A 20,299-nucleotide genomic window follows, 5' to 3' on the forward strand; every position below is an offset into this window, starting at 1 on the left:
CGCATGGCGCCGCCCGCCGCCTCGCAAGCGCGACGTCGCCCACGGTTGCGGGACCGCCTGTTCACTGGGCTGTGCGTGCTGGCGGCCTTCGGTGTGGTCTTCCTTGCTCTCTCGCGAGGCAACCCGCGCGCTGCCGTCATCGGCGGTGGGCTGTTCCTCGGCTATGCGCTGCTGCACTCGGTCGTGCGCAGGCTGGAGCCCACGGCGAGGTTGGTCAGCGGCCATGAGGCGGATGGCGCCGAGCGGCTCGCGCAGTTCCGGGCGACCCGGACTGCAGGTCAGACGGCTCTGCTGGTGGCCGTCGTGGGCGTCGCGCTGAGCTTGTTCGCGGACTGGGACACCGGCCTCTGGATCGCTGGCACCGCGGTGCTGGTGGTGGCATCCTTCGTCGTTGCGCTGTGGTGGTTCGGCCGCACGCGAGGCTGACAAAGGTTCCGGCGCACGCAAGGCTTTGTGTGCACGCGAGTCTTTGCGCGCACGCGAACGCACCCGTGATGCAGTCGCGTGCGCTAAAGTGTGTGAAATGAGCACCGCGGCGGCAGAGGACTTCCTGAACGCGATCGCCACCGACGTGTCGGTCGTCGAGTTCACCCGAGCTGCTGCCGAGCACCCCGAGTGGATGCCCTCGCGGGCCCCGAGCCCGACCGCGGCACCGATGCCGAGCGCGCAACTGGACGCCCTGCTCGCGGTGTCTGGCCTCAGCGAGGCCGAGCAGGAGGAGGCGCGGCGGGAAGCACGAGACCCTGCGCTGGGGGCTCGGATTGCCGTGCACGACACAGGGGTTGCCGCGCACCTCCTCGGCTCGACGCTCACGACCCAGCAGGCAGCCAGCCTCCTCGGCCGCGACCCCTCCAACATCAGACGAGGCGTGCAGGCAGGTCGCTACTACGCCGTGCGAGTGGCCGGCACGTTGCGCCTGCCCGAGTGGCAATTCGTCGAGGAGGTGACCTACGACCACACCCCGGGCGAGGATGCGGTGCCGGACAGCGAGTTCGTGGCGCTCCCGAACCTGGCGGATGTCGTCCCGGCCATCCCGCGTGATCTGCACCCCGAGGTCGTTGCTGGCTTCATGGCCACTGAGCAGGCGGAACTTGACGGCCGGTCGCCCACCGAGTGGCTCAGAGGTGGTGGGGACCCCGGCCCGCTGTGCGACCTGCTCGCTGGGCTCGGGCACCAGTGAGCCGACCATCGTCCAGGGCGCCACATGCTCCACCGGTGCCCCTCACTGTCATGGGGCAGGACGTGCTGCAGTGGACGAATCCCTTGCTGCGGATCGCGCCGACTCAAAGTGCCCATGCCCTCCCCTTCGGAGCCCTGCGCACCTATGGTCCCGTGCCCGGCAATCGGTGGGATCCACATCCGCCAGGGCAGCCCCGGGTGCATCCGCCGCGGTGGGGAGTTCTCTACACGTCGTCAACGCTGACGGCCGCCTGCGCCGAGACGAGCCAGCGGACCCGCACGATCGACCGCCACACGGGCGCTCCCATGGTGACCACGTGGACGCCAACGCGTCCGTTGCGCTTGCTCGACCTGACGGCGGGGAGCACGTGGCTGATCCGCCACCGGGCTGCAGCAGCCCTGACCACTGGGCCGGCCCCGCACTGTCAGACGTGGGCCAACCGCATCGTCGCTTCTCTCGATGAGGTCGTTGATGGTCTGTGTGTGCCGTCTGTGTGGACCGGCACCAACGTCGTGCTCTTCGGTCCGGGCGCCAACACATTCCCACCCGCACCGACGGACCGTATGCCGCTCGCTGACCCAGCCCTCTTCCCCGTACTGCAGAAGGTCGCGGTGCAGATCGGGTGCACACTGATCTAGCGACCTCAGGAGGCAACCATGGCCCCACCCAGGATCCGGGCGACGTCGGTGTCGATCAGCACGCACGCACCGCGCGAGCTCGCGGACTTCTATGGCCGACTGCTCGACGCGGAGGTCGCCGTCTCGGAGGGGCCGCGCCAGGGCGAGCCAGCGTCGGCCGGGTGGGCGCAGATCCGAGCAGCCGAGGGATCCGTCGCGATGACCCTCAACTTCGAGTGGGACGAGCACTACGCGCCCCCGGTGTGGCCGACGCCGCATGCCGCGGCCCCCGGTGCCGCGGGCTCCGGCGGCGCTTCGGGCACCCGCAGACCGCAACAGGCCATGGCCCACCTCGACCTGTGGGTCGATGACCTCGACGAGGCGCAAGTGTGGGCGATCGAGTGCGGTGCCACCACCCACGCGCACCAGCCGCAGGAGACGGTGCGGGTGATGCTGGACCCGCACGGGCACCCGTTCTGCCTCTTCGTGGGCTGATGTCCGTCGAGGAGGCTGACGTCCTTTACTATTCCTTGGGCGAATGCACAGGAAACGAGGATGTTGGACATGGCAGGACTTCTCACCAAGCTCGTGATCGGCGCCGTGGGTGTCGCAGCGGTGACGACCGGGGCAGTGCAGGTGCTGGCAGGGCCCCTCGAGGCGAGCGCCGGAGGGTCCGTGGAGGCCGCTGTGGTCAAGGTCGTGGACGGTGACACCCTTGATGTGGAGTATGGCGACGGGGTTCACCGCGTCCGGCTGCTCAATGTCGATGCCCCTGAGAGCAAGGACCCGAATCGGCCGGTCGAGTGCCTTGGGCAGGCCGCCGCCGAGTTCTTGGCCGACCAACTCCCCATCGGCAGCGAGGTGACCCTGCAGTTCGACGCGGACGTGCTCGACCCCTATGAGCGTGAGCTCGCCGGTGTCTTTCGCGACGACGTTCTGATCAACGCCGAGATTGCACGTGCCGGGTTGGGTGTTCCCGTCTACTTCGCACCCAACAAGCGCTTCCTGCCCCAGGTGGAGAGCGCCCATGACGAGTCTCAGGCCAACCAGGTGGGTCTGTATGACTCTGCCGCTGAGTGCTCGCTCCCGGCCCAGCTGGAGACGCTCCAGAGTGCGGACGAGCAACTGACAGACAGCGCGCCCACGCAGGAGGCGACCGCGACGCAGATCGCGGCCTATCTCGAGGAGATTGAGGGACACCGAGGTGAGGCGGCGGCGCTGCTCGCGCTGCTCGGAGGTGACCAGACCCTGGTCCCCCTCGCCGGCTACACAGCCGAGGAGATCATGGCGATGACAGCCAGGGTGCACGACTGGGACGGTCGGTGGGCGAAGGCACAGGAGACGTGGGGCGAGCAACACGGTCAGGTGATGGAGCGGGAGGCTGAGGAGAAGGCGCAGCGAGAAGCGGAGGAGCAGGCGCAGCGCGAGGCAGAGAAGAAGCGGAAGGCTGAGGAGAAGGCACAGCGGGAAGCCGAGGAGCAGCGGGAGGCCGAGGAGAAGGCACAGCAGGCAGCCGAGGAGCAGGCGCAGCGAGAAGCGGAGGAGAGGCGGCAGGCAGAGGAGGAGTCCCGGAGGCAGACCCCGACGCCGGCCCCCGCACCTGCTCCGGCCCCCGCACCTGCTCCGGTTCCTGCTCCGGCCCCTGCACCTGCTCCAGCACCGGCGCCCGCCCCCGCTCCGGAGCCGGCACCGGTCCGTCCCGGCGCGGGCTACACCGGCTGCCGTGACTACAGCAAGCCAGGTCCGTACTTCGATGACAAGGGGCGGGGCTACATGCCCATCGACTGCAAGACCAAGGCTCCCCTCGTGCCGTGACCCTGGTGGGGTCGCAATCCCGCCACGGGTGAGGTGACTGCCACGCGGAGCTGGCACCTCGGCATACTCAAGGGATGCCAGCCCACCCGGAGGACGTCGCCCACGGCTTCGCGCAGGCCTGGGGCCGTGGTGACGCCGACGCGATCGCGGCTCTGTTTGCCGACGACGCAGACTTCGTCAATGTCGTCGGTTTCTGGTGGACCCGGCGCGAGCAGATCCGGCACAACCACGCCTACGGGTTCGAGCACATTTTCCCGGGCAGCACGATGACGATCGAGAGACAGCGTGTGCGCGACCTCGGTGACACCGCGGTGGTGCACGCCCTGTGGCGGATCGATGGCCAGCGCGCACCGTCGACAGCCAGGCGGCAGGCGGACCCGGGGGCGCGTCGAGGCATCTTCACCTTCGTCGTCCACCGTGGGGACGATGGTGCGTGGCTGGCCGTCGCGGCACAGAACACCGACATCGTCCCCGGCGCACAGACCCTCCTGGCCGACGATTCGGGTCTGCGGCCGACGCGTTATGACTGATCCGGCCCGCACGAACCGTCAGGGCGGCTGGGATCTGCTCACCCTCGCTACAGTTGCGCACGATGAGTGAGCAGACCCGGCGGGCGGGACCCCCGCGCAAGGACCCCGCGGGCCAGGACCCGGTGGGTCTGCGCGAGTCCGCCGGACTCGTGCGCGGCGCGACTGCGCTGCTGGCGCGGCACTGGCTGCCACTGCTCGCGATCGCGGCCGCGAGCCTGCTGGTCCACGAGCTGATCTCCCGCCTTGCCGTGGCAGCCGGGGTCGTGGGTGCCGTGCCCGGGTTCCTCACCCTGGCGCTGGTCCCGATCGTGAGCCTGGCCGCGCTCGTGGGGATGCTGCTCGTCGTGCGCAGTCGGGAGGCCCGCCGCACCGGCCTGTGGGGTGTGGTGGCCGCCGCGGGCAGCGTGCTCGTGCCGTTCCTGGTGGTCTATGAGAGCCGCGGTGACCTGCGTGCCGACCTGATCGACTATGCACGGGGCACGTTGTATGAACAGCTCGGCACCGAGACAGAAATCATCGGTATGCCGCAGATCGCCTCCTGGCTCGTGCTCGGCATCGTCATCGCTGCCCTCATCGTCCGGGCCGTCGGCGCTCGCCTCGCCAGCGACCCCCGGGTGGGTCCTGCGGAAGGCCCGCGGCGCAGCCTGCTGCACGTCGTGGCCGGTTATGCCGAGGCGGTGTGGATGACGCTCGGTGCCTGGGTCCTGGCCGGTGTGCTCACGGGGCTGGCTGCCTGGTGGTCGGGCCGTGCGCTCGCCCAGGCGATCTCAGAGGGCTGGGCCCGGGTGCGCGTGAACCTGCCCAGCCTCGGTGCCATCGGAGACTGGATTGTCAGCGCGGTGCCGGTGGTGACCGATGCCGTGGTGACCGGCCTGGTGGTCCCGATCTCGATGCTCACGATCGCCGTGATCGTCTATGGCCTGCAGGTCGCCGACACCGTCAGCCCTCACGACGTGGTCAAGGCCGTCCGCCGCGGCCGCTGGACCGCGCTGACCCGTCGGGTGGGAGACGCTCCACTGCGGCAGGCCTGGCGCCGACTCTCGGACACCGAGGGCCGTTTCGGGGCGCTCGCGGGCGGGCTCGCCCTGGTGCTGCGCTCGGCGTTCGCCCCGGTGCTCGCCTATTGCATGCTGTTCACGCTGCTTGCCCAGGCCGACGTGGTGGTGTGGTGGCTGGCCCGCCTGGTGCTGGGCTGGCGCCCCGAGCTGGTCTGGGACGCGCTTCTCGTGCCGCTCGGGGGGATCTCGGAGCTGATCACCCTGGTGCTGACGGTCGTGCTCACTGCGGTGTTTGCCGACCGTCTGCTGATGCGGTTCGGTGCGGCCGGGCAGTTGCGTGTCCGGCCCCGGCGTCAGGGCACCGGCAGCTCGATGAACTCCGCGGGTGGGAACTCGCGGGCGTCGACGCGCACCGAGTCCAGCGCGGCGTCGACCGGGACGAGCACCAGCACCGACTGACTGGCCGGCACCGGGTCCTCCTCCGGGTCCGAGGTGCCACACATCAGCGACGAGTCAAACGCATCGTCACGGGGCACCTCGGCGCCGGCCAGGAACAGCCGGCCCTGCGTGTCGCGAACCTGCACCTCGCACGTGCTCAGCTCCGTGGGGGTCGCGGCGTCGACCGTGAAGTCCAGCGCGAGGAACTCGAAGCCGTCTGGAGGTGCCTCTTCGTCCACGATCGGCACCGTGTCGGCTCCGTCGAGCCGCACACTAACGGTGTCCAGGCTCGCCCATCCCTGGCCATCCGGCCCGACCGCAACGTTCTGTCCGAAGGCCCACCAGGCCTCACGTGCCTGCTCGCTGGCGAACCAGCCCCACCCGGAGAGTGAGAGCACCAGGACGACAGCGGCGACGATGGTCGAGCGGCGGCCATGTCCTGAGCGGCGGGCCTGTCCCGACTGCTGCCTGCTCATCGCTCACCCTCGGCCAACACGGTCGCGGTCTCCAGGGTCAGCGGCTCGGAGACGGTGCTCACGGTGAGCGGGACCTGCAGGACCGCGGCGGGGCGCTCCGTGTGGGGACTCTCGGGGCGGAACTCCAGCGTGAGGCCGTCGACCGTGTCCTCAGGCACCTCGAACAACAGCGTGCCGCGCAGCCAGATGTCCGGTCCGGCATCCCAGACCCGTGCGTCCGAGCTGAAGCCCGAGGGCTCCACGAACTCCCGGCCGTCCCCGTCGATGAGCACGACCTCCTCGGGGGCGCCCCAGGCATCCGTGGTGGCATAGGACAGGTCGACCACCACGAACGCCCCGGGGCTGGTCACCAGGTCGCGGTCATCGAGCTGGTCGGAGGTCCTGGCGCCGTGCACGTGGACCCGGAAGTTGCCGACGGTGCTGTCGGCGCCCTCCTCACCGCGCTCCACCGTGTGCCAGCCGGTGGCGATGAAGTTGGCGTCGATCGCGTTGGCCCCCGCGCCGACCGCGATGGCAGCGACAAGCATCGCAGCGGCCGCCCACGTCCGACGCCTCACTCGTCCTCCTCCTCGAGGATGGCGGCCGGGGCCTCGGTCAGGGGAAGGTCCACGTAGAACGCATCGGGAGTGGCGCGCCAGGTGTGGAAGCCGGCCTCGATGTTCCACAGGGTCCAGGCCGTCTCGTTCATGGTGAGCGTCAGCTCGTCGGGTGGCTCCGCCAGGTCGGTGGTCCGCCACAGGAGCGCGACCTCATAGGTGACTCCCGGCTGGGCGTATCCCAGGCGGCTGCCGGTGTCCAGGCGCAGCACCTCGTTGGGGTTGGCGCGGTCCACGGACACCCCGGCGGGCAGCTCGAACGTCTGGTCACTGAAGTCTGCGCTGATCGGCTCCGTGCCCTGATTGGTGATCTGCACGAGGGCACCCACCCAGCGCTCGCCCTCCTCCAGGCTCCCGGCGTCGACCAGCTCGGACGTGAAATAGGACCGCGGCACCACCTGATAGGCACCCGTGTCGGTCACGGCCCCCGGCTCCACCTCGCGCGGGGGCGGGTCCGCGGGCTGGAGGCCGCCAGAGGCGGCCGCCACCACCGGGACCAGCAGCACGAGTGAGAGCAGGAGGCGGCGTGGCCAGGTGGCGAGCAGGAAGGCCAGCGCTGTGCGCGCGGTGATCCCGCCGGGCTCAGTCACGGGCACAGATTAACGTGTCGACGGCTGGCGAAAGCTGTCGGCGGCCGAAGAGAGCGAAACGGCGCCGACCCCACGCGGGGATCGACGCCGTTGCTGTTCCGGGGAACACGCTCAGCTGAGCATCAGCCCGCGCAGGCGGTCTCCAGCTCGGCCTGGGCGTCAGCGGAGGCCTGGGTGTCGATCTCCGGGAGGGTGATGGTGCCCGCCTCGGCGTCGACCACGTCCTCGCTGCCCTCGTTGACCAGGTCGACGACCTCGGCGAACGGGGCGTTGACCGTCGTGATCAGGGCGGAGATGTCCTCCGGTGCCTCCTCGGCGGTGGTGTCCAGGCGGCTCTTCAGCAGCATGAGCTCCGAGTAGGCCACGGTGTCCGCGACCTCACCGGCGTCCAGGGCCGAGCGGGCGGCCTCGGCGCGGTCGGCCAGCGGGCCGCCCTCGGTGAAGAACTCGTTGCAGGCCGGCTCGCTGAACTCGCCGCCTGCAGCCTCGGTCTCGCCAGCGGCGTCGCCGGTCTCAGCAGCGGCGTCGCCGGTCTCAGCAGCGGCGTCGTCGGTCGCGCCGCCCATGTCGCCGGTCTCGGCCGCCTCGTCGGTGGTCTCCTCGGTGCCCTCGTCGGCGCTCGCCTCGGAGGTGGTGGCCTCCTCCGGCTCGTCCTCGGCGCTGCAGGCGCCCAGGGCCAGGGTCGCCGTCATGGCCAGTGCGACCACGCTGAACTTCTTCATCTTCGTTGCTCCTCTAGTTGTCCACGGACCCGGGTGAGCGCAGGTGCAAAAGGAGGCCTACAGGTCGTCCAGTGCACGCGGCGACATTGACCCGGGCGGACACTCCCAGCGGCTCGCCAGGACGTGTCATTTCTTATCTTGCGACAATTGCTTACCCAAAGCAACTTGGTTTGAGCCAGTGGTTGGGAAAAACCGATCACAGCAGGATCGCGCGGGCCGCGGCGTGCGAAACCTCTACGAAAATCCGGGTGGGACGTACGAAACCTCTATCAAAATGCGGGGGGAGTTGCACACCCCTGGAACGTGGGTCAGGGCGTGAAGGCGATGGCGTCCAGGACCCGCACGGCGAGGGCCTCGTCACCGACGACGGAGTATGCCGTGTCACCGGTCGAGCGTCGACCTGCGGCTCGGCGCCCGATGGCCTCGGTGGACAGGCTGATCGTCGTGGTGGGGTCGTCCTCCGAGTGAACCGAGACGCCCATGCCGCTCTCGCTCTCCCCGGTGAACAACTGGTGATAGGTCGCCTTGCCGTGCTCGTCGTGGCTCACCCGCACGCCCGTCCGTGCGGTCACCGGGCCGGTGCTCTCCAGGATCACCGTCTGGCCGTCGGCCATCTCGACGGTGCTCACCAGTTGCGCGAAGTAGTTCACCAGGCCGTTGACGAAGGTCGAGGCCGCGGGGGAGTCGAGGTCCCCCAGCCGGCCCAGGGCCTCGCGGATGTCCTGTTCGTGGACCCAGATGTCCTGGTGGCGCAACTTCAGCAACCCGCTGAGTTTCCTGGTTGAGCCCATGGGGGCGCGGACCTCGGTCTCCAGCGTCAGGTCCGGGTTGGCCAGCGTCGCCAGTCGCTTCTGCAGCAGCCCCTCCAACTCGGCCACGACCTCCGCGCCGGGGACCTCCCGGCGGGCCTGCACCCCCTGCTCCATCCACGCCGCGAACTCGTGGTGCACGTGCTCGAGGTGGCTGACGTCCACGTCAGGGTTCTCGCCGCCCTCGAGATAGTGCTCGACGGCAGCGACATGGGCGATGTGGTCCTGCACGCTCCAGCCGGGACACGAGGTGGGCGCGGCGAAGTCCTCCGGGGAGCACGCGTGCCCCAGGTCCAGCACCGCCCGCAGGGTCTGGGCGTAGCCGTCGATGAGTCCGGCAAGGTCCCGTGGCGGAGCAGGATGGATGGGCATGCAGCGAGCCTACCTAGCATGGGGGTGTGACGACAGATCAGGCTTCGCCCGCCGCCGCTCCTCCGAGACCGCAGCTCGGTCGCGTCCTCGTGGGCCCCGCGGTCGTCATGCTGGTGGCCGCGGTCCTGGTCGCCGTCGTCGCCGGTGCGATGTCCGGTGCGCTTGCGCCGCTCCTGCTGGGGGACACCGGTCCCGTCGTGCGTTACGGCCAGGTGATCAACCGGGTCGTGCACGACCTGTCCAGCGCCCTGACGATCGGCCTGCTCCTGGTGGCAGCCTTCCTCACACCCGAGTCACGCGGGACCGCACGCCGGTCCACGGCAGCCGTCGCCGCGGCATACTGCGCCGGTGCCTGGGCCCTGACCTGCCTGGTCGGGCTCGCCCTCACCTTCTCCCAGTCCTCCGGCCTGCTGCTGACTGACCCGGCCTTCTTCACCGAGCTGCGCAGCACGGCCTGGCCCCTGGAGATCACCCGGCTCATCGTCATCGAGCTGGCGATGGCCTTCGCCGCCTGCGTCCTGGCCGCCTGGGCACGCACCCGCGGACAGCTCGCCTGGGCCTTTGCCATCGCGCTGGCCACGCTGTGGCCGATCAGCTTCGGCGGGCACGGCAGCGGCCTGGTCGGGCACGAGCAGGGCATGACCGCCCTGCTCATCCACCTGGTCGGCATCTCGCTGTGGGTCGGTGGCCTGCTCGCGATCGTGATCCTGCGCCCGGTGCTCGGCAATGCCGTCCAGATCACGCTCGAGCGCTATTCACCAATCGCCCTCGCCTGTTATGTCGCGGTCGGCGGCTCCGGTGTGCTGTTTGCCCTCCTGCAGGCCGACAACCTGGCCGACCTCGTGACGCCCTACTGGATGTTGCTGTGGCTCAAGGTGGTTGCGCTGCTCGTGCTGGGGATGTTCGGCTACAACCAGCGCCGACTGCTGCTGGAGCGTGGCGCCACCAAACCAGGGGTCTTCGCCCGTCTCGCACTCACCGAGCTCGGCGTCATGGCCGTCGCACTCGGGCTGGGCGTGGCGCTGTCTCGCACCCCGCCCCCGGTCATCGAGGACCTCACCGGTGTCGACCCGGCCCTGAACCTCACCGGCTTCCCCACGCCCGAGCCGTTCACCGCCGCCAAGCTGCTGACCGCGTGGGAGCCGATGTGGATGTTCCTGTTGCCTGCGCTGGCACTGATCGGCCTCTATATCGCCGGGGTCCGCAGGCTGCGCCGCCGCGGTGACGCCTGGCCGGTCGGGCGCACCGTGCTGTGGGTGATCGGCTGGGTGATCTTCATCTATGCCACCTCCGGGGCCCCGGGGATGTATGGCAAGGTCCAGTTCAGCCTGCACATGGTGATGCACATGGCGCTGATGATGGCCGTGCCGATCTTCCTGGTCCCCGCCGCGCCGATCACCCTCGCGCTGCGGGCGATCAGGTCGCGCACCGACAAGACGCTCGGCCCGCGCGAGATCATCCTGGCGATCGTGCACTCGCGGTGGGCAGCCTTCTTTGTCCAGCCCGTGGTTGCGGCGGTGATCTTCTTCGGCTCCCTGATCGCCTTCTATTACACGGCCTGGTTCGAGTGGTCGCTGAGCACCCACTCCGGGCACGTGGTGATGGTGGTGCACTTCTTCCTCAGCGGCTATGCCTTCGTGTGGGCCCTGGCCGGCACCGACCCCGGGCCGCCCAAGTGGCCCGCACCGATGCGGCTGATGGTCCTGATCGGCACGCTGGCCGCTCACGCCTTCTTTGGTCTGGCCCTGATGTCGGGCAACTGGCTGCTGGCGCCCGAGTTCTTCAAGACCGTTGACCTGCCGTGGGTGCCGGACCTGCTGGCTGACCAGCAGTTGGCGGGCATGATCGCGTGGGGCATCGGTGAGCTGCCGACGGTGGTCCTGGCGATGATGGTGACCTACGACTGGCTGCGCAGCGACACCCGCGACGCCAAGCGGCTCGATCGCAAGGCCGACCGGGACGGCGATGCCGACCTCGCGGCATACAACGAGCATCTCGCCCACCTGGCCGAGCACGGCCGCGACACCCGACCGCGCTAGCGGAGACCAAGGAGACATCGTGCGCATCGCCCTGATCCAGTTGGAGTATGCCGACGGAGAGTCGGTCGTCGACCGCACGTCCCGCGTCGTGGAGTTGGTGCGGGCCCAGGCGGGGCACGACCTGGTGGTGCTGCCCGAGCTGTGGAGCGCCGGTGGCTTCGACTATCGAGCCTGGCCGGAGCGGACCCAGACCGTGGACGGGCCGGTCGTCGCGGCGGTCGCGCAGGCTGCCCGGGAGATCGGTGCCGTCGTGCACGCCGGCTCGATCGCCGAGGCCCCGGTGGATGAGCCGGGTCCGGAGGGGCGCGGGCTGTGGAACACGTCGGTGCTGCTCGACCCTGCCGGCGAGCGGGTCGCGCGCTATCGCAAGGTGCACCGCTTCGGCTTCGGCAACGGCGAGCCGCGGCTGATGGAGGCCGGTGAGGACGTCGTCGTGCTGGACCTGCCCGCGCCTGCGGATGGTCTCCGGGCGGGACTGTCGACCTGCTATGACCTGCGCTTTCCCGAGCTCTATCGTGCCCAGGTCGACCAGGGAGCCGAGCTGTTCGTGATCCCGGCGGCCTGGCCCGCCGCCCGGGTCGAGGCATGGCGCCTGCTGTTGCGGGCCCGCGCGATCGAGGACCAGTGCTTCGTGCTCGGCTGCAACACCGCGGGCACGCACGCGCGCACGCAGATGGGCGGCCGCAGCGCGGTGATCGACCCGCGCGGCGAGGTGCTGGCCGAGGCGGGCACCGGCCAGGAGGTGCTCTCGGTGGAGATCGACCCTGCGCTCGTGGCCGACTTCCGCGAGCAGTTCCCCGTCCTCGCCGACCGCCGCCTGCCCCCCGCAAAAAGATAAAGGTCTCGCACGCCCTGCCCGCAAAAAGATAGAGGTTTCGTACGCCCCCGCAGGGCGCGAAGCGCGGAATCGTGTCCGCCGGACGTGACCGCCGGTCAGCGATCCTCGTGGACGACGCGGAGCTCCTGCCAGGCCTCGAGCAGGGAGGGGCCGTACCAGGTGAGCAGCCTGCCGCTGATCAACCGGGTGGGGGTCGTGAAGGCCTCCGGGCCGTCTGCGGTCGTGAACTCGTAGGGCTCGTCAGGCAACAGCATCAGGTCAGCGCCCGCCGTGTCCAGGTCCTCCAGATCGACGTGCGGATAACGCTGTTCGTGATCGGCATAGACATTGCGCAGGCCGGCCCGGGCCAGCAGGTCGGTCGTGAAGGTGCGGGAGCCGACCGCCATCCACGGGTCCCGCCAGATCGGCACCGCCACGCTCGCCCGCACCGGCGGCAGATCCGGTGTGCCCCACGCCTGCTCGCCCTGGGGCAGCCACAGCGGGGCGCCCCACGCCAGCACCTCGGTGAACAGCCGGCGCATCGCAGCCAGAGCCTGCGGCACCGACTCAATCACGCACACCCAGACGGGGACGCCGGCCTCGCGCAGGCGCCGCACGTCGAGCTCTCGGTTCTCCTCCTGGACCACGACGACCAGCTCCGGCTCCAGCGCGGCGATGGCCGCACGGTCCGGGTTCTTGGTGCCGCGCACACGCGGGACGTCGAGGTCCCTCGGATGGGTGCACCAGTCGGTCGCGCCGACCAGCGCCTCAGCCCGGGTGGCGGCGATGGCCTCGGTCAGCGACGGGACCAGGGAGACAACTCGCCGCACCGGACCGTCCGGCAACTCAACCTGGTGCCCAAGGTCGTCGGTGAGGATGCGCGGCATACCCGCCACGCTAGTCAATGTCTCTCGGCAGGCCCGATCAAGCCACGCCTTCCCCTCAGGCCTCGTCCCCTCAGGCACCGGCCTGGTCGTCCGCCAGGCGCACCTCGAGCTGATCGAGGATCAGGCCCAGGCCATAGGAGAACTCATTGCCGAAGTCGTAGTTCTGGCCGACGACGAGCTCGGTCAGCAGCCGAGCCATGTGCGGATAGTCCTCGGTGGGCAGGGCCAGTTCCTCGGTGAAGGACTCCGCGTCGCCGGGGCGAAACGGCAACTGCAGCTCGGTGAGGACGAAGCCGAAGACATAGGAGTCGACGGCGGAGTAGGCATGGGCGGCCAGCGCCATGGAGAACCCGTCGGCCAGCAGGCAGCCAAGGACCTGGTCGTGATGGCGCAGCAGCGCGTGGCCCGGCGTGGCCCGCGAATCGATCAGGGAGATCGCCCACGGGTGCCGGGAGTAGACGGCCCGGGCCGAGTCACACAGCCCGGTCAACGCCCGACGCCACGGTGTGCCGATCTCGGGGAGGTCCACCTGGGTGACGACCCAGTCGGCCAGCCGGTCGAGCAGCGCCTGCTTGCTCGGGACGTGGTGATAGAGCGACATCGCCTCGACGTCGAGTTGCCGCCCCACGCTGCGCATGCTCACGGCGGTCAGCCCGCCCTCGTCGGCCACCTGGGCGGCTGCCTCAATGATGCGCTCAGGGCTCAGGGCGGGGCGCTGCACTGCTGTGTGACCTCCTGGGTCTTGCGTTTCTTACTGGTGTAAGGCTACCGTAACAGCATCCCAATTCTTACGCCTGTAAGGAAGTCCCGTGAGAGCAGCAGTCCTTGACCGCTATGGCCCACCGTCCGTCGTCAGGGTCCAGGAGGTGGCAGACCCACAGCCCTCCGAGGGTGAGGTCGTCCTTGACGTCGCTGCCGTGGCCGTCACCGCCGCGGACGCCCGGATGCGCGGCGCCAACTTCCCCCGCGGGTTCGGGCCCTTCGCGCGCCTCGGCATCGGCGTGCTCCGACCGCGCAAACGGGTCCTCGGGGCGAGTTGCTCCGGGGTGGTGCGTGCCGTCGGTGCGGGGGTCAGCGGGCTCGCGGTGGGTGACGAGGTGTGCGGGCAGCTCGACGCCGGGATGGGCGCCCACGCTGAGCAGGTGCTGGCCACGGCCACGACCCTGGTGCCCAAGCCGGCGGAGGTCTCGCACGAGGACGCCGCTGGGCTGCTCTTCGGCGGCACCACCGCGCTGGGATACCTGCGGGACAAGGGCCAGGTGCAACCCGGCCACCGTGTGCTGGTCGTGGGGGCGTCGGGCGCCGTCGGGACGATGGCCGTGCAGATCGCCCAGATCCTCGGCGCGCACGTCACCGGAGTTTGCAGCACGCCCAACGTGGAGGTCGTCAAGCGGTTGGGTGCTGATGAGGTCATCGACTATCGGAAGACGCCGCCGGAGCATCTGACGGGGAGCTATGACCTGGTCATCGACACCGTCGGGGCGCTCAGCATCGCCACCGGACGTCGCCTGCTCAGTGACACCGGCGTGCTGCAACTCGTCGCCGCCGACCTGTGGCAGATGCTTGCTGCCCGCGGGCGCGTGCAGGCCGGCATGGTGACGGGCAAGCCCGACGACGTGCGTCAACTGCTGCAGTGGGCGGCTGCTGGGGACCTGGTGTCGGTCACCGACCGGGTGCTCCCGCTGGATCAGATCGTGCAGGCTCACGAGGTCGTCGACTCCGGTCGCAAGGTGGGCAACATCATCATCACGCCGTGAGGGTCCGTGCCCTGCACCACCGCGCCCCTATGCTGACCCGGTGGCCAACGAGGGGACGCCCAAGCCGTGCCGGATCGCCGTGGTGGGCAACGGCCCCCGCGCTCTGTGGGCGTTGGAGCGCCTGCTCGAGCACCTGCGCGCCAACCCGACTCGTCCTCACCTGCGGGTCGACGTCTTCGGCCCTGGCGAGCTCGGGGCCGGCACGACCTACGACCCGGAGCAGCCGGAGTTCCTGCGCCTGAACCTGCCCGCGGACCAGGTGGACGTCTGGTCGCAGGCCGGGCACCGCGGACCCTCGATGGTGCAGTGGCGCGGGCCCTCGGATGAGCCGGGCGAGCTCGGTGTCTATTCCTCACGAGCGAGCACCGGGCGTTATCTCCGCGAGCAAGCCGCAACGGTGATGACCGAGCTGGAGCCGCTGCTGGCGGCGCCGGTGGTCCATCACCGGCGCCGGGTGGAGCAGGTGACTCCGTATGCCGAGGGGCCGGCCGAGGCACAGACCGTCGCCACCGCAGGTGGCCGGGGAGGTCAGTGGCACGTGGACGGGGAGGGGCCGTTCGACGAGGTCCTCCTCACGCCCGGGCACGCGGCCGACTGGCCAGGTGCGCTACGGCATACCTGGGACCCGACCCTGGCACCACTGCACCCGGCAGTTTTCCCTGTCGAGCCCCTGCTGGCCCGTCCAGAGTTGCGCCCAGGGGCCACCGTTCTGGTGCGGGGCGCCGCGCTGACCGGCATCGACGCGGTGCTCGCCCTGACCCGTGGCCGGGGACTCGAGCTGGCCGACGCCGACCTGCGGATCATCCTGGCGAGCCGCAGCGGCCGCCTCATGATGCCCAAGACCCCGGCAGCACTGGTCAAGGAGCTGCACGCCCGGGCGGGCGACACTGGTCCGTTCCGCGGGCGAGCCGTGGACCTGGTGCGGACGGGCCGCGGTGCCGAGCTGCCGACGGTGCTGTCCGACCTGAGCGCACACCTGCTCAGCGGGGCAGCATCGCTGCCTGCAGAGGAGGCAAGGGCACAGGTGCGCACGGTTCTTGAGGACCTGTCGGCAGGCCGAACTCCAGCAGGTCGGGTGGGGCAGTTGCGCGTTGGTGTTGCCATCGCTCGCGACGAGCGGCCTCCCGACGGTGTGTGGGCCGTCGGTCAGGCCTGGCGGGTGCTCCAGGGCGACCTCGCCCGCTGCCAGCAGGAGATCGACCCCGACGGTCCACTCCTGGGGTGGCCGGACTCTGCCCGGTGGACCGCCGAGCTCGAGCGCCTGGGTTACGGCCCCTCTCTCATGCACGCCGAGTTCCTCCTGGAGGCCATCGATGCCGGAGTTGTGGAGGTGCGTGCGGGTGACACGGCTGGCCTGGCCCGCGAGCTGCGCCCCGACCTGGTCATCGACGCGGTGCTGCCCCCGCCGGGCATCCGCGATCTGCCGGAGAATCACGTGCTCCGGCGCATGACCGACGAGGGCGTGCTGACACCAGCCCGCCACGGTCGAGGTGCCCGGGTGGGTCGTGCCGGAGAAGTGCTCGATGTGCAGGGCACGCCGGTGCCCGGACTGTCGTTGATCGGCCGCGCGACCGAGGACGTGGTCCTCGCCAACGACACGCTGCTGCGCGACATGCACCCAGCCGTGGACCTCTGGGCCCAACGGGTGCTGGGGCTCCTGCCGCCCCGCTAGCCCGCCCCGGCTCCGGAGCCAGGAAAGGGCGCCGCGGGCGTGCATTCGAACAGGCGACGTCAATCGTCGCTTTGCGTCACTGCAGGTCACAGCGTCGTCCACCTCGAACGCCCGCGACGTCGCCGGTCTGGGTGCACGCGGGCGAGACCTCTACGAAGCTGCGGGGCGGCCGTACGAGACCTCTACGAAGTTGCGGGGCGGCCGTACGAAACCTCTACGAAGTTGCGGGTGACCGTACGAGACCTCTATCAAAAATGGTCAGAAGGCGGACTCGGGCAGCTCCATGATCGAGTCGTCCACGTGCGTGATGATGCCGCGGTCGGAGTGCACCCGCGGCAGGATGTCGCGGGCGAAGAACCGAGCAGCAGCCACCTTGCCGAGATAGAAGTCCCGGTCAGCGCCAGCCGCGCCGGCATCGAGCGCGGCCTGGGCCACCTCGGCCTGACGCAGCAGCAGCCAGGCGATCACGACGTCACCGGCAGCGAGCAGGAAGCGGGTGGTCGACAGGCCGACTGAATAGACCGCCTCGGGCGAGCCGCCGTTGCGCGGGTCGGAGGCCATGACGCGCCCGACCATGAACTCGACCATCCCCTGGATGTCCTCCAGGGCGCGACCCAGCAGACCGCGCTCGGTGGCCAGGAAGTCGTCGGCGCCGCCGCCCTTGACCAGCTCCATCATCTGTGCGGCCAGGTGGCCGAGGGCCTGGCCCTGGTCTCGGACGATCTTGCGGAAGAAGAAGTCCTGGCCCTGGATCGCGGTGGTGCCCTCATACAGGCTGTCGATCTTGGCGTCACGGATGTATTGCTCGATCGGATAGTCCTGCAGGAAGCCGGAGCCCCCAAAGGTCTGCAGCGACTCGGTGCCCAGCAGCACCCAGGCCCGCTCCGAGCCACAGCCCTTGACCAGCGGCAGCAGCAGGTCGTTCAACTTGGCCGCCATCTGGGACTCCTCGCTCGGGGTGTCCCCGGCGATCATCACCGTGTCTTGCTGCGCCGCCGTGAACAGCATCAGCGCCCGCAACCCCTCGGCATACGACTTTTGCAGCATCAGGCTGCGCCGCACGTCCGGGTGGTGGGTGATGGTCACGCGCGGTGCGCTCTTGTCAGCCATCTGCGTCATGTCCGCGCCCTGCACGCGCTCCTTGGCATACTCCAGCGCGTTGAGATAGCCGGTCGACAGGGTCGCAATTGCCTTGGTGCCCACCAGCATCCGGGCATATTCGATGATGTGGAACATCTGGCGGATGCCGTCATGCGAGTCGCCGAGCAGGGTGCCGACGGCCGGGTTGTCCGGGTCCTCGCCGAAGCGCAGCTCGCAGGTCGTGGAGACCTTCAGGCCCATCTTGTGCTCGATGTTGGCGACCTGGACGCCGTTGCGCTCGCCAAGCTCGCCGTCCTCACCGATGTGGAACTTCGGGACGATGAACAGCGACAGGCCCTTGGTGCCCGGGCCGGCGCCCTCGGGGCGGGCCAGCACGAAGTGGATCACGTTGTCATAGAAGGGCGCCTCGCCGGAGGTGATGAAGCGCTTCACACCGCTGATGTGCCAGGTGCCGTCCTCCGCCTGGACCGCCTTGGCGCGGCCAGCCCCCACGTCGGAGCCGGCGTCCGGCTCGGTGAGCACCATCGTGGCGCCCCAGTGGTTGTCGATCATCTGCTGGGCGAGGTGCTGCTGCGCCTCGTTGCCGAGGGAGCGCAGCACCTCGGCGAAGGTGTAGCCCGCGGAGAACATCTTCACGGCCGGGTTCGCACCGAGCGCCATCTCCGAGACGGCCCAGGTCAGCGACGCGGGACCGCGGGTGCCACCGAGCTCCTCGCTGACCTCCAGGCGCCACCACTCGGCGTCGCGCCAGGCCAGGAAGGACGTGATGAAGGACTCGGGCAGCGTGACCTCACCGGTCTCCGGGTCGAAGGTCGGCGGCGTGCGATCGGACTCCAACAGGCTCTCGCCGAGCTCGTTCTCGGCGAGCGTGGACACCTGCTTGAGGATGTCGCGCGCGGTCTCCTCGTCGAAGTCGCCGAAGGCACCCTTGCCGAGCACCTCCTGGCGGCGCAGCACCTCGAAGAGGTTGAACTCCAGGTCGCGAACGTTGCTCTTGTAGTGGCTCATGGTCCTCAGTCCTCGTGCTCCCACCGTGGCTGCCCACGGCCAGATCGTGCGGCGAAAGTATCCGGTACGACGCGTACCTACTTGTTAGTAACAGTCTGCCTCTCGCGCGCGAGAAGGTCAAGGCAAAAAGCGGGCGTATGCCGAGGCGCCGGCTGGGCGCGGCTGTGCGGCAGGGAGTGTGGCCAGCTCCGCGGCCGACCCGCGCCGACCCGGCGTCACGGGTCGGCGCGGCAAGCGGCTCAGGAGCCGATGGACAGGACCCCCTGGTGGGTGGTGGGGGCTTCGATCTCATCGAGGGCGGCGATGGCGAAATCCTCCATGCTGATCAGTGAGGTGCCGTCTGCGGCGATGACCAACTCGGTGCCCCCTGTCCGATAGGTGCCTGTCCGCTCGCCCGGTTGGAACAGGGCCGGCGGGGCGAGATAGGTCCAGGCGACGTCGACCGCCGCTTCGAGGACCTGAAGTTGCTCGACGCTGGCGGCAGCGGCCTGGCTATAGGCCCGGGGCACCCACTGCTCGTGGTCGATCGCACGGGATGTCGAGCCCGGCAACAGGAGGGGGCCGGCGCCGCCGATGACGATCAGGCGCACGTCGGCCTGTTTCGCGCCGTTGGCCAGGCCTGCCGTGGCAGCCGGGACGTCGTCCTCGTGGCCACGTGCTGGCCGGGTCGCGCCGAGGATCACGTCGTGACCTCTCGCTGCCTGCGCCACAGCAGCGGCCTCCGCAGCGTCCAGCCCCACCCACGTGGGAGCATCCAGGGTCTCGCGGCCCGTGTCGGACAGGTGGCGTCCACCTCGGCGGGTGCGGCTGGCTCGCGTCACGGTGTGGCCACGTGCCTCGGCTTCTGTCGCGACGCGGCGCCCGCAGGCACCGCTTGCCCCGATGACAAGAATCTTCATGTGCTGACCTCCTGGTGTCGACGCAGGACCTGCGGGCCCTGCCGTTGGGCGCTGGACACGGCGACCAGCGCGAGGACGAAGCCGGCCAGCTGCACCGGTGAGAGGGCTTCGCTGAGCACGACCCAGCCGAGCAGGGCCGCGACGAGAGGAGAGAGGACGGGCAAGAAGGCGACCGCTCCGGCCGGCAGGTACCCGACCCCGCGGAACCACAGGGTGTAGGCGAGCAGCGCCCCGACCAGGCTGAGCCAGGCATAACCGGCGATGGCCGAGCCGTCGAGCTCCGGAGGCGGTCCCTCGAGGAGGAAGGCGACCGGGAGGATGACCAGACCTCCTGCGCTGAGCTGCCACCCGGCATACGCCACTGGTCCCACCGGGCGACCCCAGCGTTTGGACAGCACCGTGCCGAGCGCCATGGAGGCCGTGCTCGCCACTCCCGCAAGGACACCCGTGGGGCTGAGGGCAGCGCCGGGGCCGAGGACGATCAGTGCCACGCCGCCCACGGCCAGGACGCCCCAGCCCAGGCGCCATCGCGTGGCCCGCTCGCCCAGCAGTGGGACGGCCAGGACGGCGACGAACAGTGGGCCCGCCGCTCCGAAGATCGCGGCGACGCCACCGGGCAGGAGATAGGCCGCAAGGAACAGGAGCGGGAAGAAGGCTCCGATGTTGAGCGTGCCGAGCACGAGGGCCTTCCACCACCACGAGCCCCGCGGCAGGTGGCGCGCCAGGGCCACGGCGATGAGGCCGGCGGGCAGGGCGCGCAGAGCGCCGGACCAGAGCGGGTGGTCCGGCGGGAGGAAGAGCGTGGTCACCACATAGGTGGTGCCCCAGACGATCGGTGCCAGGGCCGTCGACAGGGTGGTGGCGGCTCCGCGGACTCGTTGGGTCGTGCTCATCGTGTCTCTATTCGACGTCAAAGTGTTTGAGGCCGTTCAATCTACGAGACGGGTAGAGTGGCGTCAAATTGTTTGACGTGGAA

The 20,299-nt window shown here is 69.8% G+C and carries 21 protein-coding genes; 11 read left to right on the forward strand and 10 right to left on the reverse strand.

Annotation, left to right across the window (positions count from 1 at the left end):
• Window positions 1-3: 3 nt before the first annotated feature.
• The 7 genes from NF556_RS01415 to NF556_RS01445 all read left to right on the forward strand — a co-directional run bounded on the left by NF556_RS01415 (window position 4) and on the right by NF556_RS01445 (window position 5,599).
• A complete protein-coding gene (locus NF556_RS01415; protein WP_252593727.1) occupies window positions 4-426 on the forward strand; it encodes a hypothetical protein in 423 nt (140 codons plus the stop codon).
• A gap of 97 nt (window positions 427-523) precedes the next feature.
• A complete protein-coding gene (locus NF556_RS01420; protein WP_252593728.1) occupies window positions 524-1,180 on the forward strand; it encodes a MerR family transcriptional regulator in 657 nt (218 codons plus the stop codon).
• Between the two features lie 50 nt (window positions 1,181-1,230).
• The gene (locus tag NF556_RS01425) at window positions 1,231-1,818 is read left to right on the forward strand and encodes an RES family NAD+ phosphorylase (RefSeq protein ID WP_252595895.1); all 588 of its coding nucleotides are present in this window, start codon (window positions 1,231-1,233) and stop codon (window positions 1,816-1,818) included.
• Between the two features lie 18 nt (window positions 1,819-1,836).
• On the forward strand, window positions 1,837-2,292 hold the full coding sequence (locus tag NF556_RS01430) for a VOC family protein (protein WP_252593729.1): 456 nt from the start codon (window positions 1,837-1,839) through the stop codon (window positions 2,290-2,292).
• Window positions 2,293-2,361: 69 nt separating this feature from the next.
• Window positions 2,362-3,612 (forward strand): thermonuclease family protein, encoded by a 1,251-nt coding sequence (locus NF556_RS01435; protein ID WP_252593730.1) that lies wholly within the window; start codon window positions 2,362-2,364, stop codon window positions 3,610-3,612.
• A gap of 74 nt (window positions 3,613-3,686) precedes the next feature.
• Window positions 3,687-4,142, forward strand: coding sequence for a YybH family protein (locus tag NF556_RS01440; RefSeq protein ID WP_252593731.1), 456 nt, complete (start codon window positions 3,687-3,689; stop codon window positions 4,140-4,142).
• Between the two features lie 62 nt (window positions 4,143-4,204).
• Window positions 4,205-5,599 (forward strand): hypothetical protein, encoded by a 1,395-nt coding sequence (locus NF556_RS01445; RefSeq protein WP_252593732.1) that lies wholly within the window; start codon window positions 4,205-4,207, stop codon window positions 5,597-5,599.
• Here the strand turns inward: NF556_RS01445 and NF556_RS01450 are convergent.
• The 5 genes from NF556_RS01450 to NF556_RS01470 form a co-directional block, all read right to left on the reverse strand.
• A complete protein-coding gene (locus tag NF556_RS01450; protein ID WP_252593733.1) occupies window positions 5,494-6,054 on the reverse strand; it encodes a hypothetical protein in 561 nt (186 codons plus the stop codon). The genes NF556_RS01445 and NF556_RS01450 overlap by 106 nt on opposite strands.
• On the reverse strand, window positions 6,051-6,611 hold the full coding sequence (locus NF556_RS01455) for a DUF4352 domain-containing protein (protein ID WP_252593734.1): 561 nt from the start codon (window positions 6,609-6,611) through the stop codon (window positions 6,051-6,053). Before NF556_RS01455 ends, NF556_RS01450 begins: the two co-directional genes overlap by 4 nt.
• On the reverse strand, window positions 6,608-7,240 hold the full coding sequence (locus NF556_RS01460) for a hypothetical protein (RefSeq protein ID WP_252593735.1): 633 nt from the start codon (window positions 7,238-7,240) through the stop codon (window positions 6,608-6,610). Before NF556_RS01460 ends, NF556_RS01455 begins: the two co-directional genes overlap by 4 nt.
• A 122-nt stretch (window positions 7,241-7,362) precedes the next feature.
• On the reverse strand, window positions 7,363-7,962 hold the full coding sequence (locus tag NF556_RS01465) for a hypothetical protein (protein ID WP_252593736.1): 600 nt from the start codon (window positions 7,960-7,962) through the stop codon (window positions 7,363-7,365).
• 308 nt (window positions 7,963-8,270) lie between these two features.
• Window positions 8,271-9,143: a maleylpyruvate isomerase family mycothiol-dependent enzyme gene (locus NF556_RS01470; RefSeq protein ID WP_252593737.1), complete on the reverse strand. Its 873-nt coding sequence runs from the start codon at window positions 9,141-9,143 to the stop codon at window positions 8,271-8,273.
• Window positions 9,144-9,169: 26 nt separating this feature from the next.
• Here NF556_RS01470 and NF556_RS01475 point away from each other — a divergent pair, with 26 nt between their 5' ends.
• Together NF556_RS01475 and NF556_RS01480 are read left to right on the forward strand one after the other, a co-directional pair.
• On the forward strand, window positions 9,170-11,182 hold the full coding sequence (locus NF556_RS01475; RefSeq protein ID WP_252593738.1) for a bifunctional copper resistance protein CopD/cytochrome c oxidase assembly protein: 2,013 nt from the start codon (window positions 9,170-9,172) through the stop codon (window positions 11,180-11,182).
• A 19-nt stretch (window positions 11,183-11,201) separates the two neighbouring features.
• A complete protein-coding gene (locus NF556_RS01480; RefSeq protein WP_252593739.1) occupies window positions 11,202-12,020 on the forward strand; it encodes a carbon-nitrogen family hydrolase in 819 nt (272 codons plus the stop codon).
• A 95-nt stretch (window positions 12,021-12,115) separates the two neighbouring features.
• On the opposite strand, the gene NF556_RS01485 is transcribed toward NF556_RS01480, so the two are convergent.
• Together NF556_RS01485 and NF556_RS01490 are read right to left on the reverse strand one after the other, a co-directional pair.
• The gene (locus NF556_RS01485) at window positions 12,116-12,886 is read right to left on the reverse strand and encodes a helical backbone metal receptor (protein ID WP_252593740.1); all 771 of its coding nucleotides are present in this window, start codon (window positions 12,884-12,886) and stop codon (window positions 12,116-12,118) included.
• Window positions 12,887-12,956: 70 nt separating this feature from the next.
• Entirely contained in the window at window positions 12,957-13,607 is a 651-nt protein-coding gene (locus NF556_RS01490) for a TetR/AcrR family transcriptional regulator (protein WP_252593741.1), read from the reverse strand.
• An 88-nt stretch (window positions 13,608-13,695) separates the two neighbouring features.
• Here NF556_RS01490 and NF556_RS01495 point away from each other — a divergent pair, with 88 nt between their 5' ends.
• Both NF556_RS01495 and NF556_RS01500 read left to right on the forward strand, forming a co-directional pair.
• Window positions 13,696-14,643 carry an NAD(P)-dependent alcohol dehydrogenase gene (locus NF556_RS01495; RefSeq protein ID WP_252593742.1) on the forward strand — a complete coding sequence of 316 codons (948 nt, stop codon included), beginning with the start codon at window positions 13,696-13,698 and terminating at the stop codon, window positions 14,641-14,643.
• A 40-nt stretch (window positions 14,644-14,683) separates the two neighbouring features.
• The gene (locus tag NF556_RS01500) at window positions 14,684-16,315 is read left to right on the forward strand and encodes an FAD/NAD(P)-binding protein (RefSeq protein WP_252593743.1); all 1,632 of its coding nucleotides are present in this window, start codon (window positions 14,684-14,686) and stop codon (window positions 16,313-16,315) included.
• Between the two features lie 258 nt (window positions 16,316-16,573).
• On the opposite strand, the gene NF556_RS01505 is transcribed toward NF556_RS01500, so the two are convergent.
• The 3 genes from NF556_RS01505 to NF556_RS01515 all read right to left on the reverse strand — a co-directional run bounded on the left by NF556_RS01505 (window position 16,574) and on the right by NF556_RS01515 (window position 20,216).
• Window positions 16,574-18,424 (reverse strand): acyl-CoA dehydrogenase, encoded by a 1,851-nt coding sequence (locus tag NF556_RS01505; protein WP_252593744.1) that lies wholly within the window; start codon window positions 18,422-18,424, stop codon window positions 16,574-16,576.
• Between the two features lie 239 nt (window positions 18,425-18,663).
• Window positions 18,664-19,323 carry an NAD(P)-dependent oxidoreductase gene (locus NF556_RS01510; protein ID WP_252593745.1) on the reverse strand — a complete coding sequence of 220 codons (660 nt, stop codon included), beginning with the start codon at window positions 19,321-19,323 and terminating at the stop codon, window positions 18,664-18,666.
• Window positions 19,320-20,216 carry an EamA family transporter gene (locus NF556_RS01515; protein ID WP_252593746.1) on the reverse strand — a complete coding sequence of 299 codons (897 nt, stop codon included), beginning with the start codon at window positions 20,214-20,216 and terminating at the stop codon, window positions 19,320-19,322. The genes NF556_RS01510 and NF556_RS01515 overlap by 4 nt, the downstream gene beginning before the upstream one ends.
• Between the last annotated feature and the right edge of the window lie 83 nt (window positions 20,217-20,299).

Origin of the sequence: Ornithinimicrobium faecis (assembly GCF_023923225.1) — a bacterium.
GTDB classification, from domain to species: domain Bacteria; phylum Actinomycetota; class Actinomycetes; order Actinomycetales; family Dermatophilaceae; genus Ornithinicoccus; species Ornithinicoccus faecis.

Excerpts from the sequence above, each read along its gene's own strand:
- NF556_RS01415 (WP_252593727.1), top strand. The coding sequence starts at position 4 with ATGGCGCCGCCCGCCGCCTCGCAAGCGCGACGTCGCCCACGGTTGCGG.
- NF556_RS01420 (WP_252593728.1), top strand. The coding sequence starts at position 524 with ATGAGCACCGCGGCGGCAGAGGACTTCCTGAACGCGATCGCCACCGAC.
- NF556_RS01425 (WP_252595895.1), top strand. The coding sequence starts at position 1,231 with ATGGGGCAGGACGTGCTGCAGTGGACGAATCCCTTGCTGCGGATCGCG.
- NF556_RS01430 (WP_252593729.1), top strand. The coding sequence starts at position 1,837 with ATGGCCCCACCCAGGATCCGGGCGACGTCGGTGTCGATCAGCACGCAC.
- NF556_RS01435 (WP_252593730.1), top strand. The coding sequence starts at position 2,362 with ATGGCAGGACTTCTCACCAAGCTCGTGATCGGCGCCGTGGGTGTCGCA.
- NF556_RS01440 (WP_252593731.1), top strand. The coding sequence starts at position 3,687 with ATGCCAGCCCACCCGGAGGACGTCGCCCACGGCTTCGCGCAGGCCTGG.
- NF556_RS01445 (WP_252593732.1), top strand. The coding sequence starts at position 4,205 with ATGAGTGAGCAGACCCGGCGGGCGGGACCCCCGCGCAAGGACCCCGCG.
- NF556_RS01450 (WP_252593733.1), bottom strand. The coding sequence starts at position 6,054 with ATGAGCAGGCAGCAGTCGGGACAGGCCCGCCGCTCAGGACATGGCCGC.
- NF556_RS01465 (WP_252593736.1), bottom strand. The coding sequence starts at position 7,962 with ATGAAGAAGTTCAGCGTGGTCGCACTGGCCATGACGGCGACCCTGGCC.
- NF556_RS01470 (WP_252593737.1), bottom strand. The coding sequence starts at position 9,143 with ATGCCCATCCATCCTGCTCCGCCACGGGACCTTGCCGGACTCATCGAC.
- NF556_RS01485 (WP_252593740.1), bottom strand. The coding sequence starts at position 12,886 with ATGCCGCGCATCCTCACCGACGACCTTGGGCACCAGGTTGAGTTGCCG.
- NF556_RS01505 (WP_252593744.1), bottom strand. The coding sequence starts at position 18,424 with ATGAGCCACTACAAGAGCAACGTTCGCGACCTGGAGTTCAACCTCTTC.
- NF556_RS01510 (WP_252593745.1), bottom strand. The coding sequence starts at position 19,323 with ATGAAGATTCTTGTCATCGGGGCAAGCGGTGCCTGCGGGCGCCGCGTC.
- NF556_RS01515 (WP_252593746.1), bottom strand. The coding sequence starts at position 20,216 with ATGAGCACGACCCAACGAGTCCGCGGAGCCGCCACCACCCTGTCGACG.